Origin of the sequence: Paludibaculum fermentans (genome assembly GCF_051172195.1) — a bacterium.
GTDB lineage: Bacteria > Acidobacteriota > Terriglobia > Bryobacterales > Bryobacteraceae > Paludibaculum > Paludibaculum fermentans_A.
This window is the reverse complement of the sequence record NZ_JBPJAQ010000001.1, coordinates 184,183-205,254: the sequence shown is the minus strand read 5'-3', so window position 1 is coordinate 205,254 and position 21,072 is coordinate 184,183. Positions and strand designations below refer to the sequence as shown.

The following is a 21,072-nucleotide window of genomic DNA, read 5'->3' as shown; positions in this document are numbered from 1 at the left end:
GCCACGCGCCGCCCAAAGCGAAAAAAGTGCTCGGAAAATTGACGTTAGCCACCCGCTGCGATACCATCGTGTTGCGGGGTGGAGCAGCCTGGTAGCTCGTTGGGCTCATAACCCAAAGGTCGTAGGTTCAAATCCTACCCCCGCAACCAACACCCATCACAACGCCGCCCGGCGACTGTGGACTCCCTTCCTACTCAAAGCTGGTTTCAGCCCTCACTTCAGGTACTTGTCGAGGAACTCGATCACCGTCTTCCACGTCGGCTGATAGGGCGTTGGATTCACCACTGAGCAGTCCGTGACGGACGTGGAGCGGATCGTCGCGCCTTCCCGCAGGGAGTCGTTTGTCAGGAAACCGTGCCAGTTTCCGTGCGCGGCCTTGGGGAGACTGATGAACACGGCCTCCTTGCAGGCCTTGTTCAGCGCCATGTAGAGATGCTCGCCCTGGTTGTGCGGCACCAGTTGGTCGGAGCCGCCGTGCAGGATCATGAGCGGTGGATCGGCCGGCGTGAGGTAGGTCATTGGGCTGGCCGCCTTCACCTTCTCCGGGCAGGTCTGGATCGGACACCCGACCAGCCGCGATTCCGGCGAACCCTCGCTGTCGTGGCACTGCGGCCCGTTGCACTTGCGCACCGCCCAGGCGTCCATTGTCAGGAAGTTGGTGGGCGGGTAGAAGGCCACCGCGGCCTGCACCGCGCTTGAGACTCCCGTGACTCCGACAGCGCCTTCCATTTCCGGGGCGTCCCCGGTCACGGCCGTCATGGAGGTGGTCCAACCGCCTGAACTGTCTCCGATGATGCCGATGTGATTGGGGTCGAGGTTGTATTTGGCGGCATTGGCTCTCAACCACCGCACGGCCGCCTTCATGTCGTGCAACTGGCCCGGGAACTTCACCTGCGAACTGGAGCGGATGGAGACGCCCGCTACCGCATATCCGGCCGGATTCAGCTGGGCCGCGAGGGCGCCGGCGCTGCGCTTGCCCGTATCCGCCATCCAGGCCGAGCCGGCTGTCCAGATGACCACGGGCAGTGGGCGCATGGTTCCGGCGGGCAGATAGAGATCCAACTGATGGCCTTTGCTGGTCTCCGGATCTGCAGGAGCGTAGTCGATGTCGGCATAGGTCGGCGCCACGCTCGGGGGCGCGCCCGGTCCGCCGGCCGGCGGCTGCGCGGTCAGCATAGCTCCAGCAAACAGGACCAGACCCGGCAGCCATCCACATCGTTGTCTCATTGTGACCTCCTGACTGTGGACGCATTATGTCAGGAACGCCCGCCGGTTGTTGGGCCGGTCCGGCGTGGCCGTGCTTGATACAATTGGGGCTGAATTTCCCGGTTTGTCCGGTTTTATGAAATCAATCCACGAGTTCTTACGCTCTTATGCACTGTGGGCCGTCTTCCTTCTGGCTACGGCTGGCAGCGCGTACCAGGCACCCTGCCGGATCTCCGCGCCTGAGCCGCGGCTGCATGTTTCGGCCGATGGAGGGACCACGGAACTGCCGCTGGTCTCCGACGGCAAGGGCTGCAAGTTTGAAGAGACCTACGCGCTCTCGTGGGTGCGGGTCTCCATCCTGCCTCCGGGTTCGACGGGGGCGCCTTACGTGATGCGCTACCACGTGGCCCAGAATAGGACACCCCAGGCTCGCACCGTTGCGCTGCACCTGGGCGACCGGGATTTTGAGTTCGCGCAGGCGCCCGGGCAGCCGCGGCTGGCCGTGGGTCCGGGGCGGGTGAGCATCTCAGCCAAAGCGGGCGGTCCGGTGGAAGCGAAGAAGCTGCTGACCGTGTGGAGCGAGGACGGGCCGGTGGTGGCGCGCATCCAGGTTCGCGGTGAAGACCGGGACTGGCTGTCTGTTGAGCCTACGTCCGATCCCCGCAAGTTCGAGGTGCGGGTGCGGCTCTCGGCCACGACCCAACTGCCTCGCAGCGGGCTGCTGTATGTCTCCGCCGACTCCACTGCCAACGGCCCGATCAGCGTGCCGGTGGACGTCACCCCAGGACAATAGCCCGGCAGCCGATCAATCCCTGGAACGGCGCCTGGCGCCTCCACCCAAGCCGCCCAGATCGATGATGACGGCGATGAGCAGCCAGAGCAGGTTGATGCCGGCGGTGGGCATCTTATTGTTGATTTCCCAGGCGTAGACGAGGGTGGTGAGGGGCAGGAAGAAGAAGCCGAGGACCGGCAACAGCAAGCCCCCGTGGAAAGCGCGCTCCAGGTAAGTGGAGAAGAAGAACATCAGCGCGAGGGTGATGCGGGGGAAGAGGAGGACGACGATGAGTAGGAGGCAAGGCATAATGAGTCTCCAACCGGACACTGCACGCCTTCAAAATCTGCTTCCCCAATCATAGCCCGGCAGCCTGCCGGACCGCTGCGCGGGGTGCAGGCCCACTACCGTTGAGCGCGATGGAACACAAAGAAGAAGACCAGCAAGCTGAGAGCGGCGAGTGCCTCAATGCCCGAGCCCACGAACTGGACCGCGGCCACGGCTCCGCCGAGCATGCCGGAGAGGTCGCGGATGAAGACAGCCACTTTGAGCAAGGTAGCCAGGGCCATCCCGATCAAGGCGAAGAAGGCGGCACTTTTTAGAGTCATCGCGGAATCATACGCGGACTGCATGGCCTGGTCAAGATAAACATAACCTTCGCGTCCTGTTCGACTGAGTACGGTTATTTCATTACCGACAGATATTCCGTCCAGGGACCGACATCCGTCTTGAGCCTTTTTGCCATGACCCGACTGATCTGGAGCAGGTGCCCCATATCGTGAGCGGTCCAGGTGGCGAGCAACTGGCGGAGGGTGACGGGACCGAAGGCAGGGTGAGTCCCCATGAGCAGGAGTTGCGAGGGCTGTAGTTCGAGGGTCCGCAGAGCGTCGAGACTCTCGCGGCGCAGGGTGGAGAACTCATCGAGCAGGTCGCCCAGGGGCCGGTCCTGGGGCTGTTTCAACTGAGCTTCGCGGTCGAAGGGATCGAAGGGGCGGGTGGGCCCGTGTTCGAGGATGATGTGAACGCGGGGCATCCAATCGGTCTTCTCGCAATGAATGAGGTGGCCGATGACGACATAGGGGCTCCAGGTGCCTTCGCCTTCGGTGGCATGGGTCCAGGAGGCGGGGAGACCTCGGAGCAGCGCATTCAGGGTCTCGGGAGTCCGTGACAGGACGGCCAGGCAGTCATCCAGGAAATCAGCACTCATTAGAACAGTTTAATGCGTTGGGTGAGGGCCGGGCGTGGGCTAATCGGCGGACCCGGAGGTCGGGATGGATTTGGGCTGGCGGAGCTTCCAGAAGCTGATGGCCCCAATGCCGAGGAGGATTCCGGAGCAATCCTCGAAGAGATCGATCCATTCGCTGGCGCGTCCGGGGACGGCGCGTTGGGCGAGTTCGATGAAGATGCCCACGGCCAGCATGGTGAGGGCGGTGGGGAGGAGCTGATGTTTGCGGGCGACGATGCCGCCGAGGAGGCCCCAGGCGGTGAAGGCGATCGCGTGGTCAGCGGCTCCGCCGTGCCGGAGTTGCGATGCGATGGGTCCGGGGAGGAGGGAGTAGGCGGTGCCGAGGACGCCGAGGAAGATCCACAGGGCCCAGAGGAGGCGTCGCTGTTTGGGCGTCATGCGGGGTGTTGCTGCCCCAGGGCCAGAGTGTGGGGCTGGCTGGAGTGTCTCGAGGGTCGGGGCCGGACTGGGGTCCTGCACGAGATGAACATATGTATATGTTCAGTTTGAATCATTGGGGGGGTGGGGTGCCAGCGGGTGTGGGTGAGGTGGGTTTGATGCCTCGCGGTGGCGGGATTGTGGGGGACTGGAGGAGCTCGATTGGATCCCGGCTGGAGTGGACTCGTTGGCTTTGATGCCTCGTAGCGGCGGGATTGCGGGTTGCTGGGGGCGTTCGATTGGATCCCGAGTGGGGTTGGGCTCGTTGGGTTTGATGCCTCGCGGTGGCGGGATTGCGGGGGACTGGAGGAGTCCGATTGGATCCCGAGTGGGGTTGGGCTCGTTGGGTTTGTTGCCTCGTAGCAGCTGGATTGCGGGTGGCTGGGAGCGTTCGATTGGATCCCGGCTGGAGTGGACTCGTTGGCTTTGATGCCTCGTAGCGGCGGGATTGCGGGTGGCTGGGCGCTGTCGACTGGGATCGTTCGGAATGGGTTTGATTGCTCAAAATTGCGGATGCTTGGACGTCCGGGTGCCCTCGTTTGTTCGGACGTCCGCGGGTGGTGCGGTGGTTTTTTTGTCAAAGATCCGGGCCGAGGCTGCGTTTGCCGCAGTTCGGGCCTGGCGAAGAACGTTGGGTCTCCGCCGCGGGAGGATTATGGCATGGGGGTGGTCAGGGGTTGCGGTGGTTTAGGTCGTATGTTGTTGGTTTTATGGGGTTGAGATATTTTTCGTGGGGGTGTGACCGCATAAGTTCTCATCGGCGGGACGGGGCGAAAACGCGGCGGCTTGGGAGATTGTGCCCCGTCCCGGTGATGAGAACGTTCGATGAACTCAAACCGCGGGCTCAGGGCTTGGCGATATGGGTTTTGCTTGGTTCGCCAGTTGGTTTGGCTGTCCGGGCTTGGTGTTCCGGCTCCACGAAGATGGCTCCGCGAACTCTTCGCGTAACGCCGGCCGATGGCAATGCCGGCTGACGCCTTCCGTTCGGTCGCAATGGGAGTTGACGGCTTCCTTCTGGCGGGAGTTGAGTGGTTCCGAACACACTCCAAGTTGCAGCCCAATGCCGGGTCGCTTCCAGACCTGTGGGCGAAGCCGATGGCCTCATGAGGAGTTCATCTCCCGGCAGCGGTACAGGCGCGGCAGCAACACCTCTACCCTCTGCATTTGACCGGTCTCGCAGACTGGGCAGCGCAGGTAGGGAGCCATGAGATCCGGTCCACTCGGCACATGGATTGCTGGGGCAAGTGGCGCCTCTGGCGGCCGTGCCCCGGGCAGTAGTCGGCGGCAATGGGCCAGGTTGGCCTGTTTCTGCCGGCTCGCCAGCAGACCATAGTGACGGATCCGCTGAAAGCCCGGCGGAATGGTATGCAGCAGGAAACGCCGGATGAATTCACCCGCCTCCAGCGTCATGGTGCGGTGCCGGTCTTTGTTCTTGGCGCGGTAGTTCTTATAGCGGAACTTCACCTGCTCGCCGTCCATGCCGAGGAGTCGGTTATTGGAAATGGCCACGCGATGGGTGTAGCGGCCGAGATAGTCGAGCACCTGGGCGGGACCGCCAAAAGGCGGCTTGGCGTAAACGACCCATTCGCGTTTTGACAGCCGTGCCAGCAATGGACACAGATCGCCGGCTTGCTGCAGTTGGCCTTTGTCGAAAGCGCGGCGAAGGGCATCAAGAACCAGGCGCCGGAAGAGGCGCGACAACACACGGACGCTAAGAAAGAAACCCGGACGGCAGCTGATCCAGCGCTCACCGTCCGGGCTGAGGCCGCCGCCGGTGACAACGCAGTGGACGTGCGGGTGCAGCAGCAGGTTCTGTCCCCAGGTGTGGAGGATCGAGAAGAAGCCGATGCGGGCGCCGAGATGGCGGGGATCGGCCGCGATGGTCAGCAAGGCCTGCGCACTGGCCTGAAACAGGATGCCGTAGACGACGGCCTTATTGCGCAAGGCCAGCGCGTTGAATTGGTCCGGGATGGTGAAGACGACGTGGAAGTAGGGGACTGGCAACAGTTCGGCCCGCCTGTGCTCCAGCCACCGGTTGCGCTCCAGATTCTGGCACTTCGGGCAGTGGCGGTTGCGGCAGGAATTGTAGCTGATGCGTTGATGCTGGCAGTGGCTGCAGCGCTCCACATGGCCGCCGAGAGCGGCAGTGCGGCAGGTTTCGACCGCCTGCATCAGCCGGAGTTGCTGAACGGGCAGACGCTGCCGGGCGCGAAACCGTTCGCCATGGCGGCGGAAGATGCTGGCCACCTCAAGGGTTGGCCTCGGCAAGACTTTAGCCGGGCAACTGCACTGTCTGATTCTTCGGCGGACGGCCGCGCTTTCTCTTGGGCGGCGCCTCGGCGGGCAGGCTGTCCAGAGGGCTCACGATGCGAGCCACGGTCTGCGGGGAGATCGTGATGTAGCGTGCGGTGGTGTCGATTCGGGTGTGGCCGAGCAACACTTGAATGGCGCGCGTATCGGAGCCGTTTTCCAGCAGATGAGTGGCAAAGCTGTGCCGCAGCAGGTGGGGTGTCACGTGTTTGGTGAGCCCCGCCATTTGAGCCGCCTGGCGGCACACCTGCTGCACGCTGGCCGGCTGGAGATGCGTGCCCGCCTTGGTGCCGGGGAACAGCCAGTCGACCGGGTGCTGGAGTTTCCAGTAGGCGCGCAGCAAGCTGAGGAGGCGGGCGCTGAGGACGGTGAAGCGGTCCTTGCCGCCCTTACCCTGCTCGACGTGGATGAGCATGCGGCCCGAGTCGATATGGGCGGCCTTGAGCGAGACGGCTTCGGAGATGCGGAGCCCGGCGCCGTAGCAGAGCATCAGCACGACACGGTGCTTGAGGATGTGGATGTGGCTGAAGAGCCGGACCACCTCGTCGGCACTGAGTACGGACGGCAGCTTCTGGCCGACTTTCATGCGTCCGAACTGGGCGTTGCTCCAAGGCATTTCCAGGGTAACGGTATAGAGGAACTGGACGGCGGAGAGAAAGCAGTTGATGGATTCGGGTGACAGTTGGCGCTGCTCGATGAGGAACAACTGGTAGTTGCGGATGTCGTCGAGGCCCAGCCTGGCGGGGCTGAGGCCAAAATGATTTGCAAAGTCAGCGACGTAGTGGATATAACTACGCTGGGTTCCGGCGGAAAGGTTCCTCATCTGCATGTCTTCGAGCATGCGTTGGCGCAAGAGGCTCATGGTCGCTCCTTCAATCGACAAAGTGGGTTGCGGATAACAACCAACTTGAGTGTGAGCCTGGAGCCGGTTTCGCCGGGGCCCGATGATCGCAGGGAGTTCGGAAAAGGCCGAGGGGGGATACCGCGTTAGCGGTTTAGTTCACCGGTTGGCGCGGATGGGGCGGATTGGGGGGGCGGTGCGGTTGAGAGGTTTTCGACGTGGCCCGCTTCTTGCCAGTCGCGGTTCGCAGCGCGGTGGGGCTCTCTTGTTTGTGGACGCGTTGGTTGGGCGTGGCTGGTGCCGCACGATTGGGGTGTGGGGTTTACGGAGACTCCACCGACTCACTTACGTTCGCGGCTCTGAAAGCGGGTTCTTTCGCGTTGGTTGGGCGTGGCTGGTGGTGCACGATTGGGGTGTGGGGTTTGCGGAGACTCCACCGACTCACTTACGTTCGCGGCTCCATGTGTTGCGTTGCCGCGTTGTTGCGTTGTCGCGGGTGGCAACGCGTTTGCGGCTCGCGATGGGTTCGCGGATTGCACGGGTTTCGCGGATCGCTCGGCGGTTGCGGCGGCTTGGGCGTTTGGGGGGCGGGTTAGTAGGCGCCTCGGCCTAGGACTACTACTCGGAAGGTTCGGATTAGGATGTGGAGGTCGAGCCAGGGGGACCAGTTGCGGATGTAGTAGGAGTCCAGGATTTCCTGGACGTCGATGTCGCCATCGCTGCGGGCGGAGACTTGCCAGAGGCCGGTGAGGCCGGGGGTGACGCTGGCTCGGAGGCCCCGGAACTCGGTGGGGAAGGCGTCGAGGTGGTAGGCGGGGAAGGGGCGGGGGCCGACGAGGCTCATGTGGCCGGTGATGACGTGCCAGAGCTGGGGCAGTTCGTCGAGGCTGAAGCGGCGGAGGACGGAGCCGACGAAGGGGATGATGCGGGGGTCCGATTTGAGTTTGAAGAAGCGGGCCCAACTGGTTTGTTCATCGGGGAAGCGGGCGAGGTGTTCGCGGAGGAGTTGCTCCGCGTTGGGGTGCATGGTGCGGAGTTTCAACATGCTGAACAGGCGGCCGCTTTTGCCGGCGCGCGGCTGGCGGAAGAAGACGGGGCCGGGGCTGAGGAGTTTGAGGAAGAGAGCGCAGAGGGCGATGAGGGGGAGGGACAGGAGGAGGAGGGGCCAGGCGATGACCAAGTCCATGCACCGTTTCATGGTGTGGTTGGACTGCATGAGGAGGTTTTTGTTGACCTCGAGTCCGAGGATGCCGCCGAGGTCGCGTGGGGTGACCCAGAGGCTCTGAATGCCCTGGAGATTGGGGACGACGATGACGTGGGAGAAGGGCAGTTTCTGGATGAGGCGGGACTGGCGGCCTTCCTCCATGCCGGGGAGGGCGACGATGGCGGTTTCGATGGTGCGGCTGAAGCGGGGGGCTTCGTCGAGGGTTCCGGCGACGGGGACGCCATAGATGCGGGTTTCCTCGAGGGCGAGGTCGTCGTCGAGGATGGCGACGGGGCGGAGGCCGAGTCCGGGGTTTTCGAGGAGATGGCGAAGGATGTGACGCCCGGTTTTGCCGCCGCCGAGCAGGAGGACGGGGATGCCCATGATGCCGGCATTGGAGAGGAAATGACGGGCAATTTCGTCGAAGAGGGGCGGCAGGAGGAAGGCGAAGAGGCCGGTACAGAGGACGATGCCGCGGGACCACTGGTGCCCCTGGACGAGGTAGTCCCAGGCGAGGAGGAGGCTGAAGACGACGAAGGTGGCCTGGACACGTTTGCGGAGGCGCTCGGCGGGATTCATGCCGTAGCCGGGATAGAGGTCGAGGAGGAAGTAGACGAGGGGGATGACGAGGACGCCGAGGGCGAGACCTTTGTAGTGTTGGGGCTGAAACTCCTGGGGGAACCAGGGGAGGAAGAAGATGCGGAGGGAGTAGCCGAGGAAGAGGGAGAGCTCGAGGGCGACGAGATCGGCGAGGAGGATGGCCCAGGTGGCGCGAACGCGGCCGGAGGCGCGGACCTGGGGGTGAGCGGAAGCAGATTCGGCGTCGAGCCGCGGGAAGGCGTCTCCGAGAGACAGGTCGGAGTCCGCGGGCTGGCCTGGAGGGAGGCCGGCATGACTGGGGCGGGCGGTATGCACAATAACTTCGTGTGGGCAGGCGGCCAGGAATCTCAGCGGCTTTGATCGCCCCGCTGCCATCCAAGCAATTGTAAAGCGAAAAGGGCGACGAAGCGCGGGTTGTACAACAGATAGCGTTTCCAGAGGCGTCGGGGTTCGGAGGCGAGGCGGAAGAGCCATTCGAGGCCGGAGCGCATCATCCAGCGGGGGGCCTGGGGTTTGGCGCCGGCGAGGAAGTCGAAGGCGGCGCCGACGCCGACCATGACGGCGGGGATGCGGCCGTGGTGTTGGGCCATCCAGAAGTCCTGTTTAGGGGTGCCGATGCCGACGAAGAGGAGGCGGGCGCCTGAGTCGCGGATCTGGCCGATGGTTTCGAGGTCTTCGCTGGGGGTGGGGGGGCGGAAGGGCGGAGCGAAGGCGTAAGCGATGTTGAGTTGGGGGAAGCGGGTGCGGAGGTTGAGGAGGAGGAGGTCGAGGACCTGGGGGGTACCGCCGTAGAAGCCGACGGGGAGATTGAGATGCTGGGCGGCGGCGAGGAGGTGGAGGGTGAGATCGGGGCCATAGACGCGAGCGGCGTGGCGGGCGCCGAGGAGGCGGAGGGCCCAGACGACGGGGACGCCATCGGGGACGACGAGGTCGGCGCCGGAGAGGGCCTGGTGGTAGGCGGGGTCGTCGTAAGCGAGCATGACGTTATAGACGGGGGCGGTGGAGATATAGCGGGACTCGGCGTGCCGGGCCCAGGCGCAGGCCTTCGAGGATGCGAGTTCATACGAGGTGGCATCCACACGGGTCCCAAGGATTTGCCGGCTCGTCTGTGCCTGCGGAATTTGGACAACACTGCTCATGATTTCTGGCTTCTATCGTCCCGAAGTGAGCCGAGGGTAACTGCGTTTCCTGCCACGGTCAACTCAGTGGAAGGCACTCGAAGCTCTGGGCATGGATCCTTGGATTCCGGTGGATTGCTGAGTTGGCTCAAGTGAGCAGGAGGCCGGGGATTCACCCGCCTGGTACTGCCAACTGCCGGTAATGGTCAGAGATGGATTGGTCCGAGCCAGATTGAGCGAGTCCATCGTGGATTGTCGGAGGGGCGCCCAAAACTCCAGTGAGCGCCTGGGTATGAGACCACTCTTGATGAGAGCTACCTGATCCATGTCCAGGTTTGTTCTATACGCGACCAGATCACTGAAAGAACAACCTGAGCAGCCACTGCCGTACTCGAAATAGGACATCGGTTCGACCTGACTGGTTTGGAGTTCACCCGCGACTGAACCATCCAGGAGAACCTGCAGTTTTCTTGTGGCGAACTGGTAGGAGACGGCGACGTGATGCCAAGACCGCTCCGAGCCAACTGTCAGTGGCGCGCGGAGGGTCTCATCCTCGGCTTCCCTCAGGACCAGTTCGGGTCCGTGCCGTTCGAGGCGGAAGCGCTCACCCTTGTCCGATCCAAAACGCAGATAAACCTGCCAGGCATCCACTCCAGAGTCCTGGATCCATGCAGCAGAGGTCCACGAGTCGCTGGGACGATCGAGCCTGATGTCGATTCTGCCGTGGTCCTGCCCTTCCGCTGGTTGTGGAGTCCGCCACGAACCTGGAACGGTTGCCAAATCTACGTGGGGCGCGCTGTAGGCGACGTCGAATAGTGAGATGGGAATCGAATTGAAGAAGTAACTATGACCGACGTCTGTCGGATGGAGCCCATCCCTGGTCAAGCCCGGCAGCCAGTTTCCTGCTTGATCGGAGACGATGCTCCAAAAATCCCAAACAGGGACGCCCAAGGTTTCCTCGGTCCGATACAACTGGGAGATCAACGAGATGTTCGTGGAGTTGTAGAAGTCGCTTGGGTACATCCCGACAACGATAGGGATGGCCCCGAGTTCTCGTGTCTTTCGGATCAGCTCACGGGTGTTGATGATGTAGCGGTTCAGCGCGGGCTGGGGTGCACTGACAAATCCCTCATTGAAGATGGAGGTGGCCAGCACTACGAAATCCGGTTGGTGAGGGGCCACATCCGTGTCGAAGCGGGCTAGCGAAGTGCTAGTCCCGCTACCGCTGATGGAGCTGTTGACGACCTCAAAACCACGATTGTGGAGTTCAGGGGTGAGGAGGCCTACCCACGACAGATCGTAGCGGCTGGCGCCAAGGCCCGCAGCACTGGACGAACCCAGGATGACGATTCTTCGCGAGCCGGAGGCTGGCGGGGTTTGGGTGATCCAATTGGAGGCAAAGGCTGAGACGGCGCAAGTCGGAGCCGCCTCGATGGGCGCCGCATGGAGATCAACAGGCAGAAGGGTTTCGCCCGCGAGGTTAGAGTTCCCGAGGCCTGCGCCGAGCAGCAAGAGCGGCTGAAAAATTGCACCGAGATGACGACCGGACAAACCCTGCACTCCTCCTAATCGATCTTTCCTGTCACCTTGCTGCGCCGGCCGGTTCCGAGGCCTGAGACCGGGCAACTGTTGCATCCGCTCCCTTTGGTGGCATCGCCGCGGCTGTCACCCAGAAGGCGGCCAGACGGCGTGCAACAACGCCGCAAAACTTATCATAGGGGCGCTGGAGAAGCAATGCAGGCAATACCGAACCAATCAGCATGAGCAGGAAGATGACCGGGCTCTGCATCACCTCCTGGCTGGGCATCCCGCCGAAATTCCGAGCAAACCAGACGATGCCCCAGCACACGGGCCAATGGCCAAAGTAAATCAACATGGAGCTACTGCCGGCCAACTGCAAGGTGGGATTCGAAAGGATGCGTTCCAGGTATGCGCGATTGAACCAGACACCCAGGGTGAGAACCGCGAGTACTGGAAGCAGCAATGCGTGGCCGGCGAGATACCGAGTGATGTAAGATCCGCCCAGGACAGAAAGAGCGAACGCCAACGCGATTCCGGCCACGCTGAGGAACAGGTCTCCGGCCCACCATCGAGATTCGGCATTGGGTTTCACCCGGCGAGCCAGGATTGCCAACACTGAGCCGAACATAACTTCGATGATCCGAAGGGGAGGAAACCCGTGTATGAACGAGGTAGCCCAATTGACTGCGGGGGGGACCTGGACGGCTGGATCACCTGGGAAAGAGTATTGGAAGGACTGTTGGAAATGGGTGACGAGCCACAGATTGGGCGTCAGGTCGATGACCCAGAGGATGCCCATCACCCCAAGCAGGCTGGGCGTCCCCCAGCGCACCCAACGACGTGTCCAGAGGATTGCGAGGTAGCCGAGCGCGAAGCTGGTGACGGCCCAGGCCGGGGAATTGTACAGGAGCTGAACTCGAGGGAAGAAGCCATGAAGCATGCTGAGCCACAGTAGGCTGTGGACAGCAACGTCCTCGACCCGGAATCTCTCGTATCCGACGAAAGCAGTCGGGACCATGACCAGGAAACACAAGGCATGAACAGGGTAGAGCTTGGTGAGCCGACGGGTTAGGAATGAGGATATGCGGACATTTTTTCCATAGAGCGATTGTGTAAGCAGAAAGCCGGAGAGAAGGAAGAAGAAGGATGTCGCAAGCGACCTCGTTTGCAGGAGGTCCAGAACCCCGGCGGGGATGCCGAGTGTGCCGAGCGGCCGAATGCCGAAATGTGCGAAGACAATCCACATTGCGGCGAAGAAACGCAGAGCGTTGAGCGCTTGCGAGTAGCGTGTCGGTTCAGTGTTCATTGGAAACGAACTGTCATCGAAGGAGGGGCGTGCCCTCTCTGGAAGCGAGAGCGGAGTTACGTGCAGAGTGCAGATCGTCGAGCCAGAAGCGGGCGAGTTGGAGTTCTTCCGGGCGGAGATAGCCTGCGGTCGTCATTTCCTCGTAGCAGGCGTACAGTTGATGGGCCGGGTCGAAGCCGGCCAACTGAAGCCGGCTGAGCTTCTCCATGATGGCCATGTTGTTCAGGTAGCCACTGACTTCATCGGCAAAGTCCCGAATGAGGCTGTGGTCATTGCGGCGCTGGAACATATTCGCGCCGCGGAATGCCAAGCGTCCTCCAGAGGCGTAGAGGCAGACCTGGGCCACAAACGAACGCCAAATGTCCGTCATACGAAATGTGGCGCTACAAGGCAGGTACAGATAGGTGAATGCTTCCGGCCACCAGAGCGTATTCTGCGAATTGAATGGGCACCAGGAGCCGGACTCGAGAGCGATATCCTCTCCGCGAAAGAAGATGTCACCTTCCGCAGTGAGCCGGTAGACCGCGTCCACGTCCGGATTCTCATCGGCGAGAAATTGCTGAATGGCGCAATTCTGAGCACTCGGAGCAGAGAGTGAACTGTCTGTCCGCAGGCTCTCATTGACCAGTTCCAGTGGAAATCCGCGGGGCCAGATGCGGGCGGTAGAGAAATGGCGGTAGACGTTTTGCCAGCCGGTTGATTCAACTCGCCGGGCGAGCACCTCAGGGGTTACGGAGCCGGGGTACCAGTCATAAGGAAGATTGTCGTCATCCGTTTCGAGCAGAACCTCCGCTCCGTGCGCAATGGCGTATAAGTACCCCAGGTTCTTGCGCGCGTAGTGGTTATATGGCGAACTCTCGGCGAGCGCAAAATTCAAAGTTTTTTGTTCATCCACGCTCAGAAAGCGAACCCCGGGGTAATGCCAATCCGGTGGAGTCTTCCTGTCGCCAACAACGAGGATCTGCCACTCCGGGCACAGATCGACCAACCGCCGCACCGTCTCGGTGGGCGGGTTGATTGTTGTTACGACAATCCATCGGGCGTTGTTCATTCGAAAGACTCCTTTGAGGTTGCGCTCGACATTATCGGCTTAAGTCCGGTGCGCTGTCCATCCAGCACATTGGCAATGATCTCCGCCGTTCGCTTCCATGTGTAGCGACGAAGGCACTCAGCCTGACCTGCGTCGCCCATGCGCCGCAGCCGCTCGGGATCGCTGAAGGCATCCAGCAGGCCTTCGGCGATGGCTTCGGCGGTGGGTTCCTGGATCAGAAACCCGAAGCTGCCATTTGCAGTAAGTTCAGGTAACGCGTTGCGGTTCATGCCAAGAACCGGACACTTACACGCAAGCGCCTCCAGGAATACCAAGCCCCATGGCTCATATAAAGCCGGCATTGCAAAGAGCGCAGCCTGCTGAAACAGAGCTTCCAGTTCGCACCACGGCAAGGATGTGCGGAACTGCACCCCGGGCCTGCCCTCGATGAGGCCGCGAAACTCCGGCGGAGCGACCATTACCAAGCTGAGGCGCGGATTCCGGGCATGGGCAATCCGAAAGGCTTCCAGAAGCAAGATGCCACCCTTTTCGACAAATCTCTCCTTGGCTACGAAGAGGATTGGGGCTTCTTCAAAGTTCTTGGTCCCATCGAAGGGCGCAATGCTGCCACGGCCGGTCCCTGCGGCAGTCACACAGGCCGGATCGATCCCGTAGTGGGAGATCACATTCTCCCGAACGTATTCACCAACAGTAAAGATGTGCCTGGCTTGGCGAAATGTCTCTCTCTCGAGTTCATCGAATAGCCTGTTGGCGTGAGGCGGGTCGACCCCCGGCCGCTGGGCCTGCTGAAGGGCATAGGTGGAGTCGATATACACGAAGTGTTGAAGCTCGGGATTCGTGCTGATGCCGGGCATCGACATCGTCGTCATGTGGAGCGCTTGGCGGCTGCCGCAAGTCGCCATGAAATTCTCCAGTTTGTGGAAACTTGCGGCTCGAAGATTGCGAGCACGGTGGAAGTCTCTTCCGAGGCCCTGCACGACAGCCAAGGCAAGGTACATAGCCTTCCATGCTTTGGGGTAATCGAGATTCACAGTCTGCACTGGAAGGCCAATGGATTCCAGGCTCCGAACGATGTTGCTCGGCGTTCCAGACCAACAACGTGGCTCTCTTGGTTCGCCTTGAGGATAGGAAATGCAGATCATCGGGTGTTGGTTGTGTCCCGGCCGGCAGTGTTACGCAAGATGGCGCTATTCCGGCTGTTTCCGTGCGTGGCGATCTTGCTTGGCATTCTGGTAGATCTTCATCAGCAATTGGTGGTTCGCTTCCGGTTGGTAGCTGGTTTCGTAGGTCGCCCGTGCCTGTTCCCGTAGGCGATGACGAGGTGTCGAGTCGGCGAACATCCTGAGCACTGCAGCTGCCAGTTGATGTGGATCTCCTGGTTGGCAGAGAAAGCCGGTTTGTTCACCAACCAGGAGTTCGGGCAAAGTGCCGACGCGGGAGGCTATGACAGGTAGCCCAGCGGAGTAAGCCTCAATCACGACAAGCCCAAATGGTTCTTCCAGGATGGACGGGACGATGAGGCATTCCGCCTCCTCCATTAGCTGCAGGATCTTACTCCGGCTGAGTTGGCCCATCCATCGAATTTCTCCTCTTTGGGAGAGGCTGGACTGAAACTCCGACCCCAGTGGACCCTCTCCGACTATTGTGAGGGGTGGAGGCGCTTCAAGCAGTGACCAGGCGCTAAGCAAGGTCCGAAGTCCCTTCTCTTCGGTCAGACGTCCGACGAACAATGCTCCCTTGCGGGGGCGATCCAAGACAGGGTGCGGGTTTTCCACAAAGTGGTGCTTGACCGCAACCTTTGGCTCGGGCAACCCAGCCGTCACGACTCTCTCTTTCATCCAGTCGGAAAGTGCGATGAAGCGGTCGACATGCCTGGTCCACGTGCCCATTGCGCGGTGTGTTGAATACACTGCCGCGACTGCCGCCGAGGCGGCAGAACTGTGTCGATAGCATCCGTGGCGAACGGCGGGCCACATCAGCGTTGAGCCAAGGCACTCATCGCATTTCGCTCCATTTCGAAGGAAAGTTGCAGCGGGGCAGAAGATTCTGTAGTTGTGCAGTGTTTGAACCACTGAGGCGCCTTCAGAGCATGCTGCCCTGATGATCGAAGGGGACATCGAGGGGAAGGTGTTATGGACGTGAACCAGTTCGATCTGGTGGTCCCTAACCAATTGCTTCGTCTGCTGATAGATGCCCTGATTCCAGATCATGGAAGAAAGCTGCCCGGTGACGCCGAGGATTTCGAAGTCCTTGTTCTGGCGAGTGAGGCAGAAGACGCTATGACCATGCTGCCGAAGGAGGGCCGTCTCCGCCTCGAAAACTACATCCTCGCCTCCGCGAGCCCTGTAGAACGAATGTGCAAGGAGGATGCGCATGAGACGACTAGGATTTGAGGCCCGCAGCCCTGAGTGCAGCCTCAGCTCGCTTGATGATGTGAGCGTAATTCGCCTCAGGCTCCTCCGATGCAAGGACGATGAGTATCAGAATTCCGATCGTGCTGCCCAGGGACATGAGAGCGCCGACCCATGAGACTGAGAACAGGAACAGATGGATGAGGAGACGGTAGAAGTAGTTCCTGCCGAAATCCCGGAGACCTTGCCTGACTACCAGGAACCAGGCAAGCAGGAACAGGATTCCGCCTATAAAGCCGCAGGCCAAGCCTATGTCCAAATAGCTGTTGTGTGCTTCCCCAGCCCACGCGACAGTGCTCAATAGTTGTCCTCGGGCACCGCCAACACCATAGCCGAACGCCCAGGAATTGAGGAGGATGTCCATGGCTGGTGCCCAGAGGAAGCTGCGGCCGCTCAGCGTGCTGTCATTGACAGTCCGCAAATAGACCGAATCCATATAGCCAAGGATTGGCTGGATCAGATCTCCCTGGAGAGTAATCAGGACAGCCGCGATCAGGGCAAACACGAAGCAATAGCTGAGGCCGACGATGGCCCGGCGTGCGGCAGCAGTGTGGTTCTTGACGATCGCGATTCCGAAGATGGCCAGTGCGACGACAATACTTGTCCGCGCGACCGTCAGGAGAAGTACCGTAGCAAAGAAGAGTTGAGTTGCCCAGTGTTTCGACGTGCGAGGGGATGCGCCGATGAGCAATGCAATGCCCGCCATCTCCGCCAAAAGTCCCGGGTGGAGGGCCAAGACCGCCAAGCGGCTTCTCCAGTTGCCGTACTCACCGAGGAACAGTGGGTAAATGTCCGGACGGTACAGCCCGATGCAAAGTCCGAGGGTAATGACGGAGAACAACGTCCAGTAAATGACGTTGAGGGTCCTGTCTGCGCCCAGTTGCCGGCTGGCGAGAATAATCGTGCAGAGGTTTGCGAGATAGAGCAGCGCTTTGGCCGCACTCAAGACGGGATAGAAGGAGTTGGCGCTGGAGGCGAGGCAGATCAGGTAGACAAGGGCCAGAATCCAGTACTGAGGTTTGATCGGGATGCGGCGCTTCGAAAGTAGTTGTGTCCAGACCGCGAGAAAGAGGGAAAGCCCGGCGCAGGCTACTTCAAATGTGGCCTGGATGCCCAAGTCTGTTGCGAGCGGGTCTCGGGTAGTCAACTTGAACAGGGCCAAGGTCTGGATCGCGATGACCGCAATCGAGAGGTAGCGAGGCAGTGGCTTAGGGTCGGACTGAACTTGACGTGCCAATGCTCCCGAGAGCTTGACGACGGTCTCGCCAGTGGGTAGGAATGTCACCTGCATTGTGGTTTGTGGCTGACCCTGGCCGGATTGATAAACCGTTGGTTTCGCACTGGTGAGGTGTCTCGAAGCACTAAGAGAAGAGGCGGCTGAGGGAATCGGTGATCCGCTTCACAGGATTCGGCCTCCACCAGAATCGGAGACCTTGAATGGCGAGAGCATCGGGCAGTTTGGTGAGAATCGACCACGCGATTCGACGTTTCCTATCGGTGATGAGATTAATGTCCGGGCGTGCGGTTCTATCCTTCGCCAGAAGGGAGAGAGCCAGGCGATATTCGGAGCCTTCGGCGAGTTGCCAACGATCTGGCTTCAACGAGATGCCGTGCAATTGGTGTAGGAACTGCGATCTTGTTCTCCAGACGTTCTCGAGGAAGGCTATCGTTTTCTGGATGGACTGTGAATCCAGAGGACCGGCGAGTCCAGTGAGATTGTTGCCATGAACCCGGTACATTGCCAAGACTTCGGGAATAGCGGCCACGTGTGAGTGGAGCAGCGCCCCCTCCTGAACGATCCTGTCCGCCGAGCTTCTGAAGATGGGTGGGATTGGGAAGATCGACTTCGCTACCTCGGACCGGACGGCAAGAGCTGAACACGGGGGCAAGCGAAGCGACTCGCCGTTGACGCACTGTGGGGCGAGCCAGCCGCTGTCGAGCCTGGGGGGCAGGAACCGGCGGACGACTTTCCCTTCAGTCTCCTCCGCGCAAAGTTGATGTGTGACCATACCGGCCTCGGGATTCTGGAGGAACGCCTGGACGGTTTTTGTGAGTTTGGAAGGGTACCAAACGTCGTCCGCGTCGAGGAGCGCTATCAGTTGGCCCTGGGCTTGCTCGTACGCATGATTGAGAGCCGAGGCCATTCCGCCATTCGGTTGTGCGACAAACCGAACCCTCTGGTCCGCCGCTGCGAACCTGGCAAGGACCTGTAGCGATTCATCCGTTGAGCCGTCATCACAAACAATGACTTCGAAATGGCTGTACGACTGCGCGAACACGCTGTTGAGGCAATCCGGGAGGTAGCGGGCGTAGTTGTAGTTAGCGATGAGGATGGAGACGAGGGGGTTGGGCTCCAGCGGGGGGAGGGGGATGGGGCGCAGATCGGGCCAGGCCGGGTTAGTCGCGGTCGAGTGGCTCAATGGTGTCCTCGAAGACTTTCAGGGCGCGGGCGACGACCTGGTCCATGTTGTAGTAGCGATAGTCGGCCAGGCGGCCTACGAAGATGGTCTGGCCGGCGAGGGCGGCGACTTCGGCCTGGTATTTCTCGTGGATGACGGCGCTTTCGGGGCGCGGCACGGGGTAGTAGGGTTCGTTGCGGCCGGGTTCGTGGGGCTGCGGGTATTCGACGGCGAGGGTGGTGCCGGCGATTTCCTGGCCGGTCATGTGTTTGAACTCGGAGACGCGGGTGAAGAGTTCGGTGTTGGGGTAGTTGACCTGGCCGCAGGGCTGGTGACGGTCGGTGGGCTGATGGGGGAACTCGAAGCGGAGGCTGCGGTAGGGCAGGCGGCCGTGGCGGTGGTCGAAGAATTCGTCGACGGGTCCGGTATAGACCATGCGGCCCCAGGAGAGGCCGGGGGGGAGGGCGCGGTAGTCCGTGTTGAGGCGCACCTGGATGTTGGGGTGGCTGAGCATGCGCTGGAACATGGCGGTGTAGCCGTCACGGGGGAGGGCCTGGAAGCGGTCCTGGAAGTAGCGGTCGTCCTCACTGACATGGACGGGGACGCGGGCCATGACGGAGGGGTCGAGCTGCTCCGGTTCGAGATCCCATTGTTTGCGGGTGTAGCCGGCGAAGACGTTGTCGTAGATGTAGCGGGCGAGGTGCTGGATGGCGGGGTCGGCGTGCTCGAGCATGCGCAGGATGGGCACTTTGACGTCCATGCCGTATTCGGCGACGAGGCGGGCCTGGAGGGCGGCGGCGGCGTCCGGGGGCCAGAGGCGGCGGAGGGATTCGAGATTGAAGGGGACGGGGACGAGCTGGCCTTGGACGAGGCCGAGGGCGCGGTGCTGATAGGGGCGCCATTCCGTGAATTGGGAGAGGTAGTCCCAGACGCGGAGGGAGTTGGTGTGAAAGACGTGGGGGCCGTAGCGGTGGATGAGGACGCCGTGTTCGTCGAGGGCATCGAAGGCGTTGCCGGCGATGTGATCGCGGCGATCGATGAGGAGGACGGACTGATTGCGGACGGAGGCGATGCGTTCCGCGAGGACGGAGCCGGCGTAACCGGCGCCGACGATGAGCCAGGGGAAGGTCATGCGGCGGCCTGCTCCCAGGACCGAGGAGGGGCGAGGGGGTTGAGTCCGCGGCGGCGGAGGCAGAGGAGGATGCCGAGGGTGACGGCGGTTTCGGCGGCGACGACGGAGCAGGCCATGCCGAGTCCGCCGAAGCGGGGGGCGAGGGCGCAGGCGCAGACGACGTTGAGGAGTCCGGCGGCGAGGAGGATGGCGTTGAAGTCGCGTTCGAGGCCGAGGGGGAGCATCCACTGGATGCCGAGTACGTTGCTGATGGCGACGAGGGGGGCGAGGAGGGCGAGGACGCGGAGGATGGGGATGGCGGCTTCGTAGCGGGGTCCGAGGAGGAAGGCGACGATCCAGGGGGCGGCGGCGGCGAGGAAGAGGCCGAGGGCGAGGCCGAGGACGAGCATGATGAGGGCGGAGGCGCGGGTGGTGCGGCGAGCGGCGGCGGGGTCGTGTTCCATGAGGTAAGAGATGCGCGGGAAGAAGGTCTGGTTGAGGGGGGCGAAGGAGGCCATGGCGGCGCGGATGAGGCGTTCGGCGGCGCCGAAGATGCCGACGGAGGCGGAGGCGGCGAAGAGACCGAGGATGAGGACGTTGGCGGTGGTATAGAGGCTGACGGCGCTGCGGAAGAGGAACATGCTGAAGCCGGAGCGGAGGGCGGCCCAGCCGGCGGCGGCGGAGGGCCGGGGGAGGGCGGTTTCGCGGGCGACGAGGAGGAAGCCGGAGAGGGTGGAGCAGATGGCCATGGAGGCCTGGAGGGCGACGGCGCGGCCTTCGTCGCCGGGGTGGCGGACGAGGAGGAAGAGCCCGGCGGCGGCGATGATTTTGGCGGTGATGTCGATGGTGGCCATGACTTTCATGCGGCCCATGCCCTGGAAGTACCAGAGGGGGCTGGCGGCGAGGGCGAGGCCCCAGGCGAGGGCGGTCCAGAGGAGGGGTCCGCGGCCCTGGAAGGGGGTGCTCCAGAGGAGGAGGGGCGGGATGGCGCAGAGGGCGGCGGCGGCGAGGAGCAGTTGGCCGCCGAGGACTCCGCCGATGTGGGCGGCGCGTTGGGCGGGGTCGTGGCGGGTGCGGGCGATTTCGCGGGTGGCGGAGAGTTGGAAGCCGTATTCGACGAGCATGGCGGAGTAGCGGGCGAAGGCTTCGGCGAAGACGAGGGCGCCCCAGGCGGAGGGGCCTAGCGTTCGGGTGAGGTAAGGGAGGGTGAGGAGCGGGACGGCGAAGTTCATGGCCTGGACGCCGTAGAGGGCGAGGAGGTCGCCCAGGAGGTGGGGGGTTAGGACGGATGGTGGTGGGGTGGGGGCGGGCACGGGGGGTGGGTGTTTGGGGGTTTGGGTGTTTGGGTGTTTGGGGCTGGGGGTGGTGGGTGGGGTTGGGTGGTGTTCGGTGCTAGGGCGTTGGGGGACGTTCTCGCCCTGTCCGGCTGGTGTCGTTTCGTTGGGTTGGGGTTTACGGCGTTGCTGCGGCGGAGGGGGACGTTCTCGCCCTGTCCGGCTGGTGTCGTTTCGTTCGGTTGGGGTTTACGGTGTTGCTGCGGCGGAGGGGGACGTTCTCGC

The 21,072-nt window shown here is 62.1% G+C and carries 19 protein-coding genes and 1 tRNA gene; 2 read left to right on the top strand and 18 right to left on the bottom strand.

Annotated elements, in window-relative coordinates:
• Positions 1-72 precede the first annotated feature (72 nt).
• A tRNA-Met gene (locus ACR9Y2_RS00850) sits at positions 73-149 on the top strand.
• Between the two features lie 64 nt (positions 150-213).
• Here ACR9Y2_RS00850 and ACR9Y2_RS00845 read toward each other — a convergent pair.
• On the bottom strand, positions 214-1,227 hold the full coding sequence (locus ACR9Y2_RS00845) for an alpha/beta hydrolase fold domain-containing protein (RefSeq protein WP_435039127.1): 1,014 nt from the start codon (positions 1,225-1,227) through the stop codon (positions 214-216).
• Positions 1,228-1,342: 115 nt separating this feature from the next.
• Here ACR9Y2_RS00845 and ACR9Y2_RS00840 point away from each other — a divergent pair, with 115 nt between their 5' ends.
• On the top strand, positions 1,343-1,999 hold the full coding sequence (locus ACR9Y2_RS00840) for a BACON domain-containing protein (RefSeq protein WP_435039126.1): 657 nt from the start codon (positions 1,343-1,345) through the stop codon (positions 1,997-1,999).
• A 12-nt stretch (positions 2,000-2,011) separates the two neighbouring features.
• Here the strand turns inward: ACR9Y2_RS00840 and ACR9Y2_RS00835 are convergent, their stop codons facing one another.
• From ACR9Y2_RS00835 to ACR9Y2_RS00755, 17 genes are all read right to left on the bottom strand, one after another.
• The gene (locus ACR9Y2_RS00835) at positions 2,012-2,287 is read right to left on the bottom strand and encodes a hypothetical protein (RefSeq protein WP_435039125.1); all 276 of its coding nucleotides are present in this window, start codon (positions 2,285-2,287) and stop codon (positions 2,012-2,014) included.
• Positions 2,288-2,382: 95 nt separating this feature from the next.
• On the bottom strand, positions 2,383-2,586 hold the full coding sequence (locus ACR9Y2_RS00830; RefSeq protein WP_435039124.1) for a hypothetical protein: 204 nt from the start codon (positions 2,584-2,586) through the stop codon (positions 2,383-2,385).
• Between the two features lie 74 nt (positions 2,587-2,660).
• Positions 2,661-3,185 carry a DinB family protein gene (locus tag ACR9Y2_RS00825; protein WP_435039123.1) on the bottom strand — a complete coding sequence of 175 codons (525 nt, stop codon included), beginning with the start codon at positions 3,183-3,185 and terminating at the stop codon, positions 2,661-2,663.
• A gap of 39 nt (positions 3,186-3,224) precedes the next feature.
• A complete protein-coding gene (locus ACR9Y2_RS00820; RefSeq protein WP_435039122.1) occupies positions 3,225-3,602 on the bottom strand; it encodes a VanZ family protein in 378 nt (125 codons plus the stop codon).
• A gap of 1,140 nt (positions 3,603-4,742) precedes the next feature.
• The gene (locus ACR9Y2_RS00815; protein WP_435039121.1) at positions 4,743-5,909 is read right to left on the bottom strand and encodes an IS91 family transposase; all 1,167 of its coding nucleotides are present in this window, start codon (positions 5,907-5,909) and stop codon (positions 4,743-4,745) included.
• A 4-nt stretch (positions 5,910-5,913) separates the two neighbouring features.
• Complete coding sequence (locus ACR9Y2_RS00810; protein ID WP_435039120.1) at positions 5,914-6,813, bottom strand: tyrosine-type recombinase/integrase; 900 nt, start codon at positions 6,811-6,813, stop codon at positions 5,914-5,916.
• Between the two features lie 571 nt (positions 6,814-7,384).
• Positions 7,385-8,911 carry an exopolysaccharide biosynthesis polyprenyl glycosylphosphotransferase gene (locus tag ACR9Y2_RS00805; protein WP_435039119.1) on the bottom strand — a complete coding sequence of 509 codons (1,527 nt, stop codon included), beginning with the start codon at positions 8,909-8,911 and terminating at the stop codon, positions 7,385-7,387.
• A 32-nt stretch (positions 8,912-8,943) separates the two neighbouring features.
• Positions 8,944-9,735 carry a WecB/TagA/CpsF family glycosyltransferase gene (locus ACR9Y2_RS00800; RefSeq protein ID WP_435039118.1) on the bottom strand — a complete coding sequence of 264 codons (792 nt, stop codon included), beginning with the start codon at positions 9,733-9,735 and terminating at the stop codon, positions 8,944-8,946.
• 63 nt (positions 9,736-9,798) lie between these two features.
• A complete protein-coding gene (locus tag ACR9Y2_RS00795; RefSeq protein WP_435039117.1) occupies positions 9,799-11,349 on the bottom strand; it encodes a GDSL-type esterase/lipase family protein in 1,551 nt (516 codons plus the stop codon).
• Complete coding sequence (locus ACR9Y2_RS00790) at positions 11,297-12,541, bottom strand: acyltransferase family protein (protein WP_435039116.1); 1,245 nt, start codon at positions 12,539-12,541, stop codon at positions 11,297-11,299. Before ACR9Y2_RS00790 ends, ACR9Y2_RS00795 begins: the two co-directional genes overlap by 53 nt.
• Positions 12,542-12,554: 13 nt before the next feature.
• On the bottom strand, positions 12,555-13,592 hold the full coding sequence (locus ACR9Y2_RS00785) for an STELLO glycosyltransferase family protein (RefSeq protein WP_435039115.1): 1,038 nt from the start codon (positions 13,590-13,592) through the stop codon (positions 12,555-12,557).
• Complete coding sequence (locus tag ACR9Y2_RS00780) at positions 13,589-14,623, bottom strand: glycosyltransferase family 4 protein (protein WP_435039114.1); 1,035 nt, start codon at positions 14,621-14,623, stop codon at positions 13,589-13,591. The genes ACR9Y2_RS00785 and ACR9Y2_RS00780 overlap by 4 nt, the downstream gene beginning before the upstream one ends.
• Positions 14,624-14,779: 156 nt before the next feature.
• Positions 14,780-15,967, bottom strand: a complete 1,188-nt coding sequence (locus ACR9Y2_RS00775; protein WP_435039113.1) for a glycosyltransferase — start codon at positions 15,965-15,967, stop codon at positions 14,780-14,782.
• 7 nt (positions 15,968-15,974) lie between these two features.
• Positions 15,975-17,294, bottom strand: coding sequence for an O-antigen ligase family protein (locus ACR9Y2_RS00770; protein WP_435039112.1), 1,320 nt, complete (start codon positions 17,292-17,294; stop codon positions 15,975-15,977).
• A 70-nt stretch (positions 17,295-17,364) separates the two neighbouring features.
• Entirely contained in the window at positions 17,365-18,423 is a 1,059-nt protein-coding gene (locus ACR9Y2_RS00765) for a glycosyltransferase family 2 protein (RefSeq protein WP_435039111.1), read from the bottom strand.
• Positions 18,401-19,534 carry a UDP-galactopyranose mutase gene (gene glf / locus ACR9Y2_RS00760; RefSeq protein ID WP_435039110.1) on the bottom strand — a complete coding sequence of 378 codons (1,134 nt, stop codon included), beginning with the start codon at positions 19,532-19,534 and terminating at the stop codon, positions 18,401-18,403. Before glf ends, ACR9Y2_RS00765 begins: the two co-directional genes overlap by 23 nt.
• Positions 19,531-20,826, bottom strand: a complete 1,296-nt coding sequence (locus ACR9Y2_RS00755) for an oligosaccharide flippase family protein (protein ID WP_435039109.1) — start codon at positions 20,824-20,826, stop codon at positions 19,531-19,533. The genes glf and ACR9Y2_RS00755 overlap by 4 nt, the downstream gene beginning before the upstream one ends.
• Positions 20,827-21,072: the final 246 nt, after the last annotated feature.

Excerpts from the sequence above, each read along its gene's own strand:
- ACR9Y2_RS00845 (WP_435039127.1), bottom strand. The coding sequence starts at position 1,227 with ATGAGACAACGATGTGGATGGCTGCCGGGTCTGGTCCTGTTTGCTGGA.
- ACR9Y2_RS00840 (WP_435039126.1), top strand. The coding sequence starts at position 1,343 with ATGAAATCAATCCACGAGTTCTTACGCTCTTATGCACTGTGGGCCGTC.
- ACR9Y2_RS00835 (WP_435039125.1), bottom strand. The coding sequence starts at position 2,287 with ATGCCTTGCCTCCTACTCATCGTCGTCCTCCTCTTCCCCCGCATCACC.
- ACR9Y2_RS00830 (WP_435039124.1), bottom strand. The coding sequence starts at position 2,586 with ATGACTCTAAAAAGTGCCGCCTTCTTCGCCTTGATCGGGATGGCCCTG.
- ACR9Y2_RS00825 (WP_435039123.1), bottom strand. The coding sequence starts at position 3,185 with ATGAGTGCTGATTTCCTGGATGACTGCCTGGCCGTCCTGTCACGGACT.
- ACR9Y2_RS00820 (WP_435039122.1), bottom strand. The coding sequence starts at position 3,602 with ATGACGCCCAAACAGCGACGCCTCCTCTGGGCCCTGTGGATCTTCCTC.
- ACR9Y2_RS00810 (WP_435039120.1), bottom strand. The coding sequence starts at position 6,813 with ATGAGCCTCTTGCGCCAACGCATGCTCGAAGACATGCAGATGAGGAAC.
- ACR9Y2_RS00800 (WP_435039118.1), bottom strand. The coding sequence starts at position 9,735 with ATGAGCAGTGTTGTCCAAATTCCGCAGGCACAGACGAGCCGGCAAATC.
- ACR9Y2_RS00795 (WP_435039117.1), bottom strand. The coding sequence starts at position 11,349 with ATGCAACAGTTGCCCGGTCTCAGGCCTCGGAACCGGCCGGCGCAGCAA.
- ACR9Y2_RS00790 (WP_435039116.1), bottom strand. The coding sequence starts at position 12,541 with ATGAACACTGAACCGACACGCTACTCGCAAGCGCTCAACGCTCTGCGT.
- ACR9Y2_RS00785 (WP_435039115.1), bottom strand. The coding sequence starts at position 13,592 with ATGAACAACGCCCGATGGATTGTCGTAACAACAATCAACCCGCCCACC.
- ACR9Y2_RS00775 (WP_435039113.1), bottom strand. The coding sequence starts at position 15,967 with ATGCGCATCCTCCTTGCACATTCGTTCTACAGGGCTCGCGGAGGCGAG.
- ACR9Y2_RS00770 (WP_435039112.1), bottom strand. The coding sequence starts at position 17,294 with ATGCAGGTGACATTCCTACCCACTGGCGAGACCGTCGTCAAGCTCTCG.
- glf (WP_435039110.1), bottom strand. The coding sequence starts at position 19,534 with ATGACCTTCCCCTGGCTCATCGTCGGCGCCGGTTACGCCGGCTCCGTC.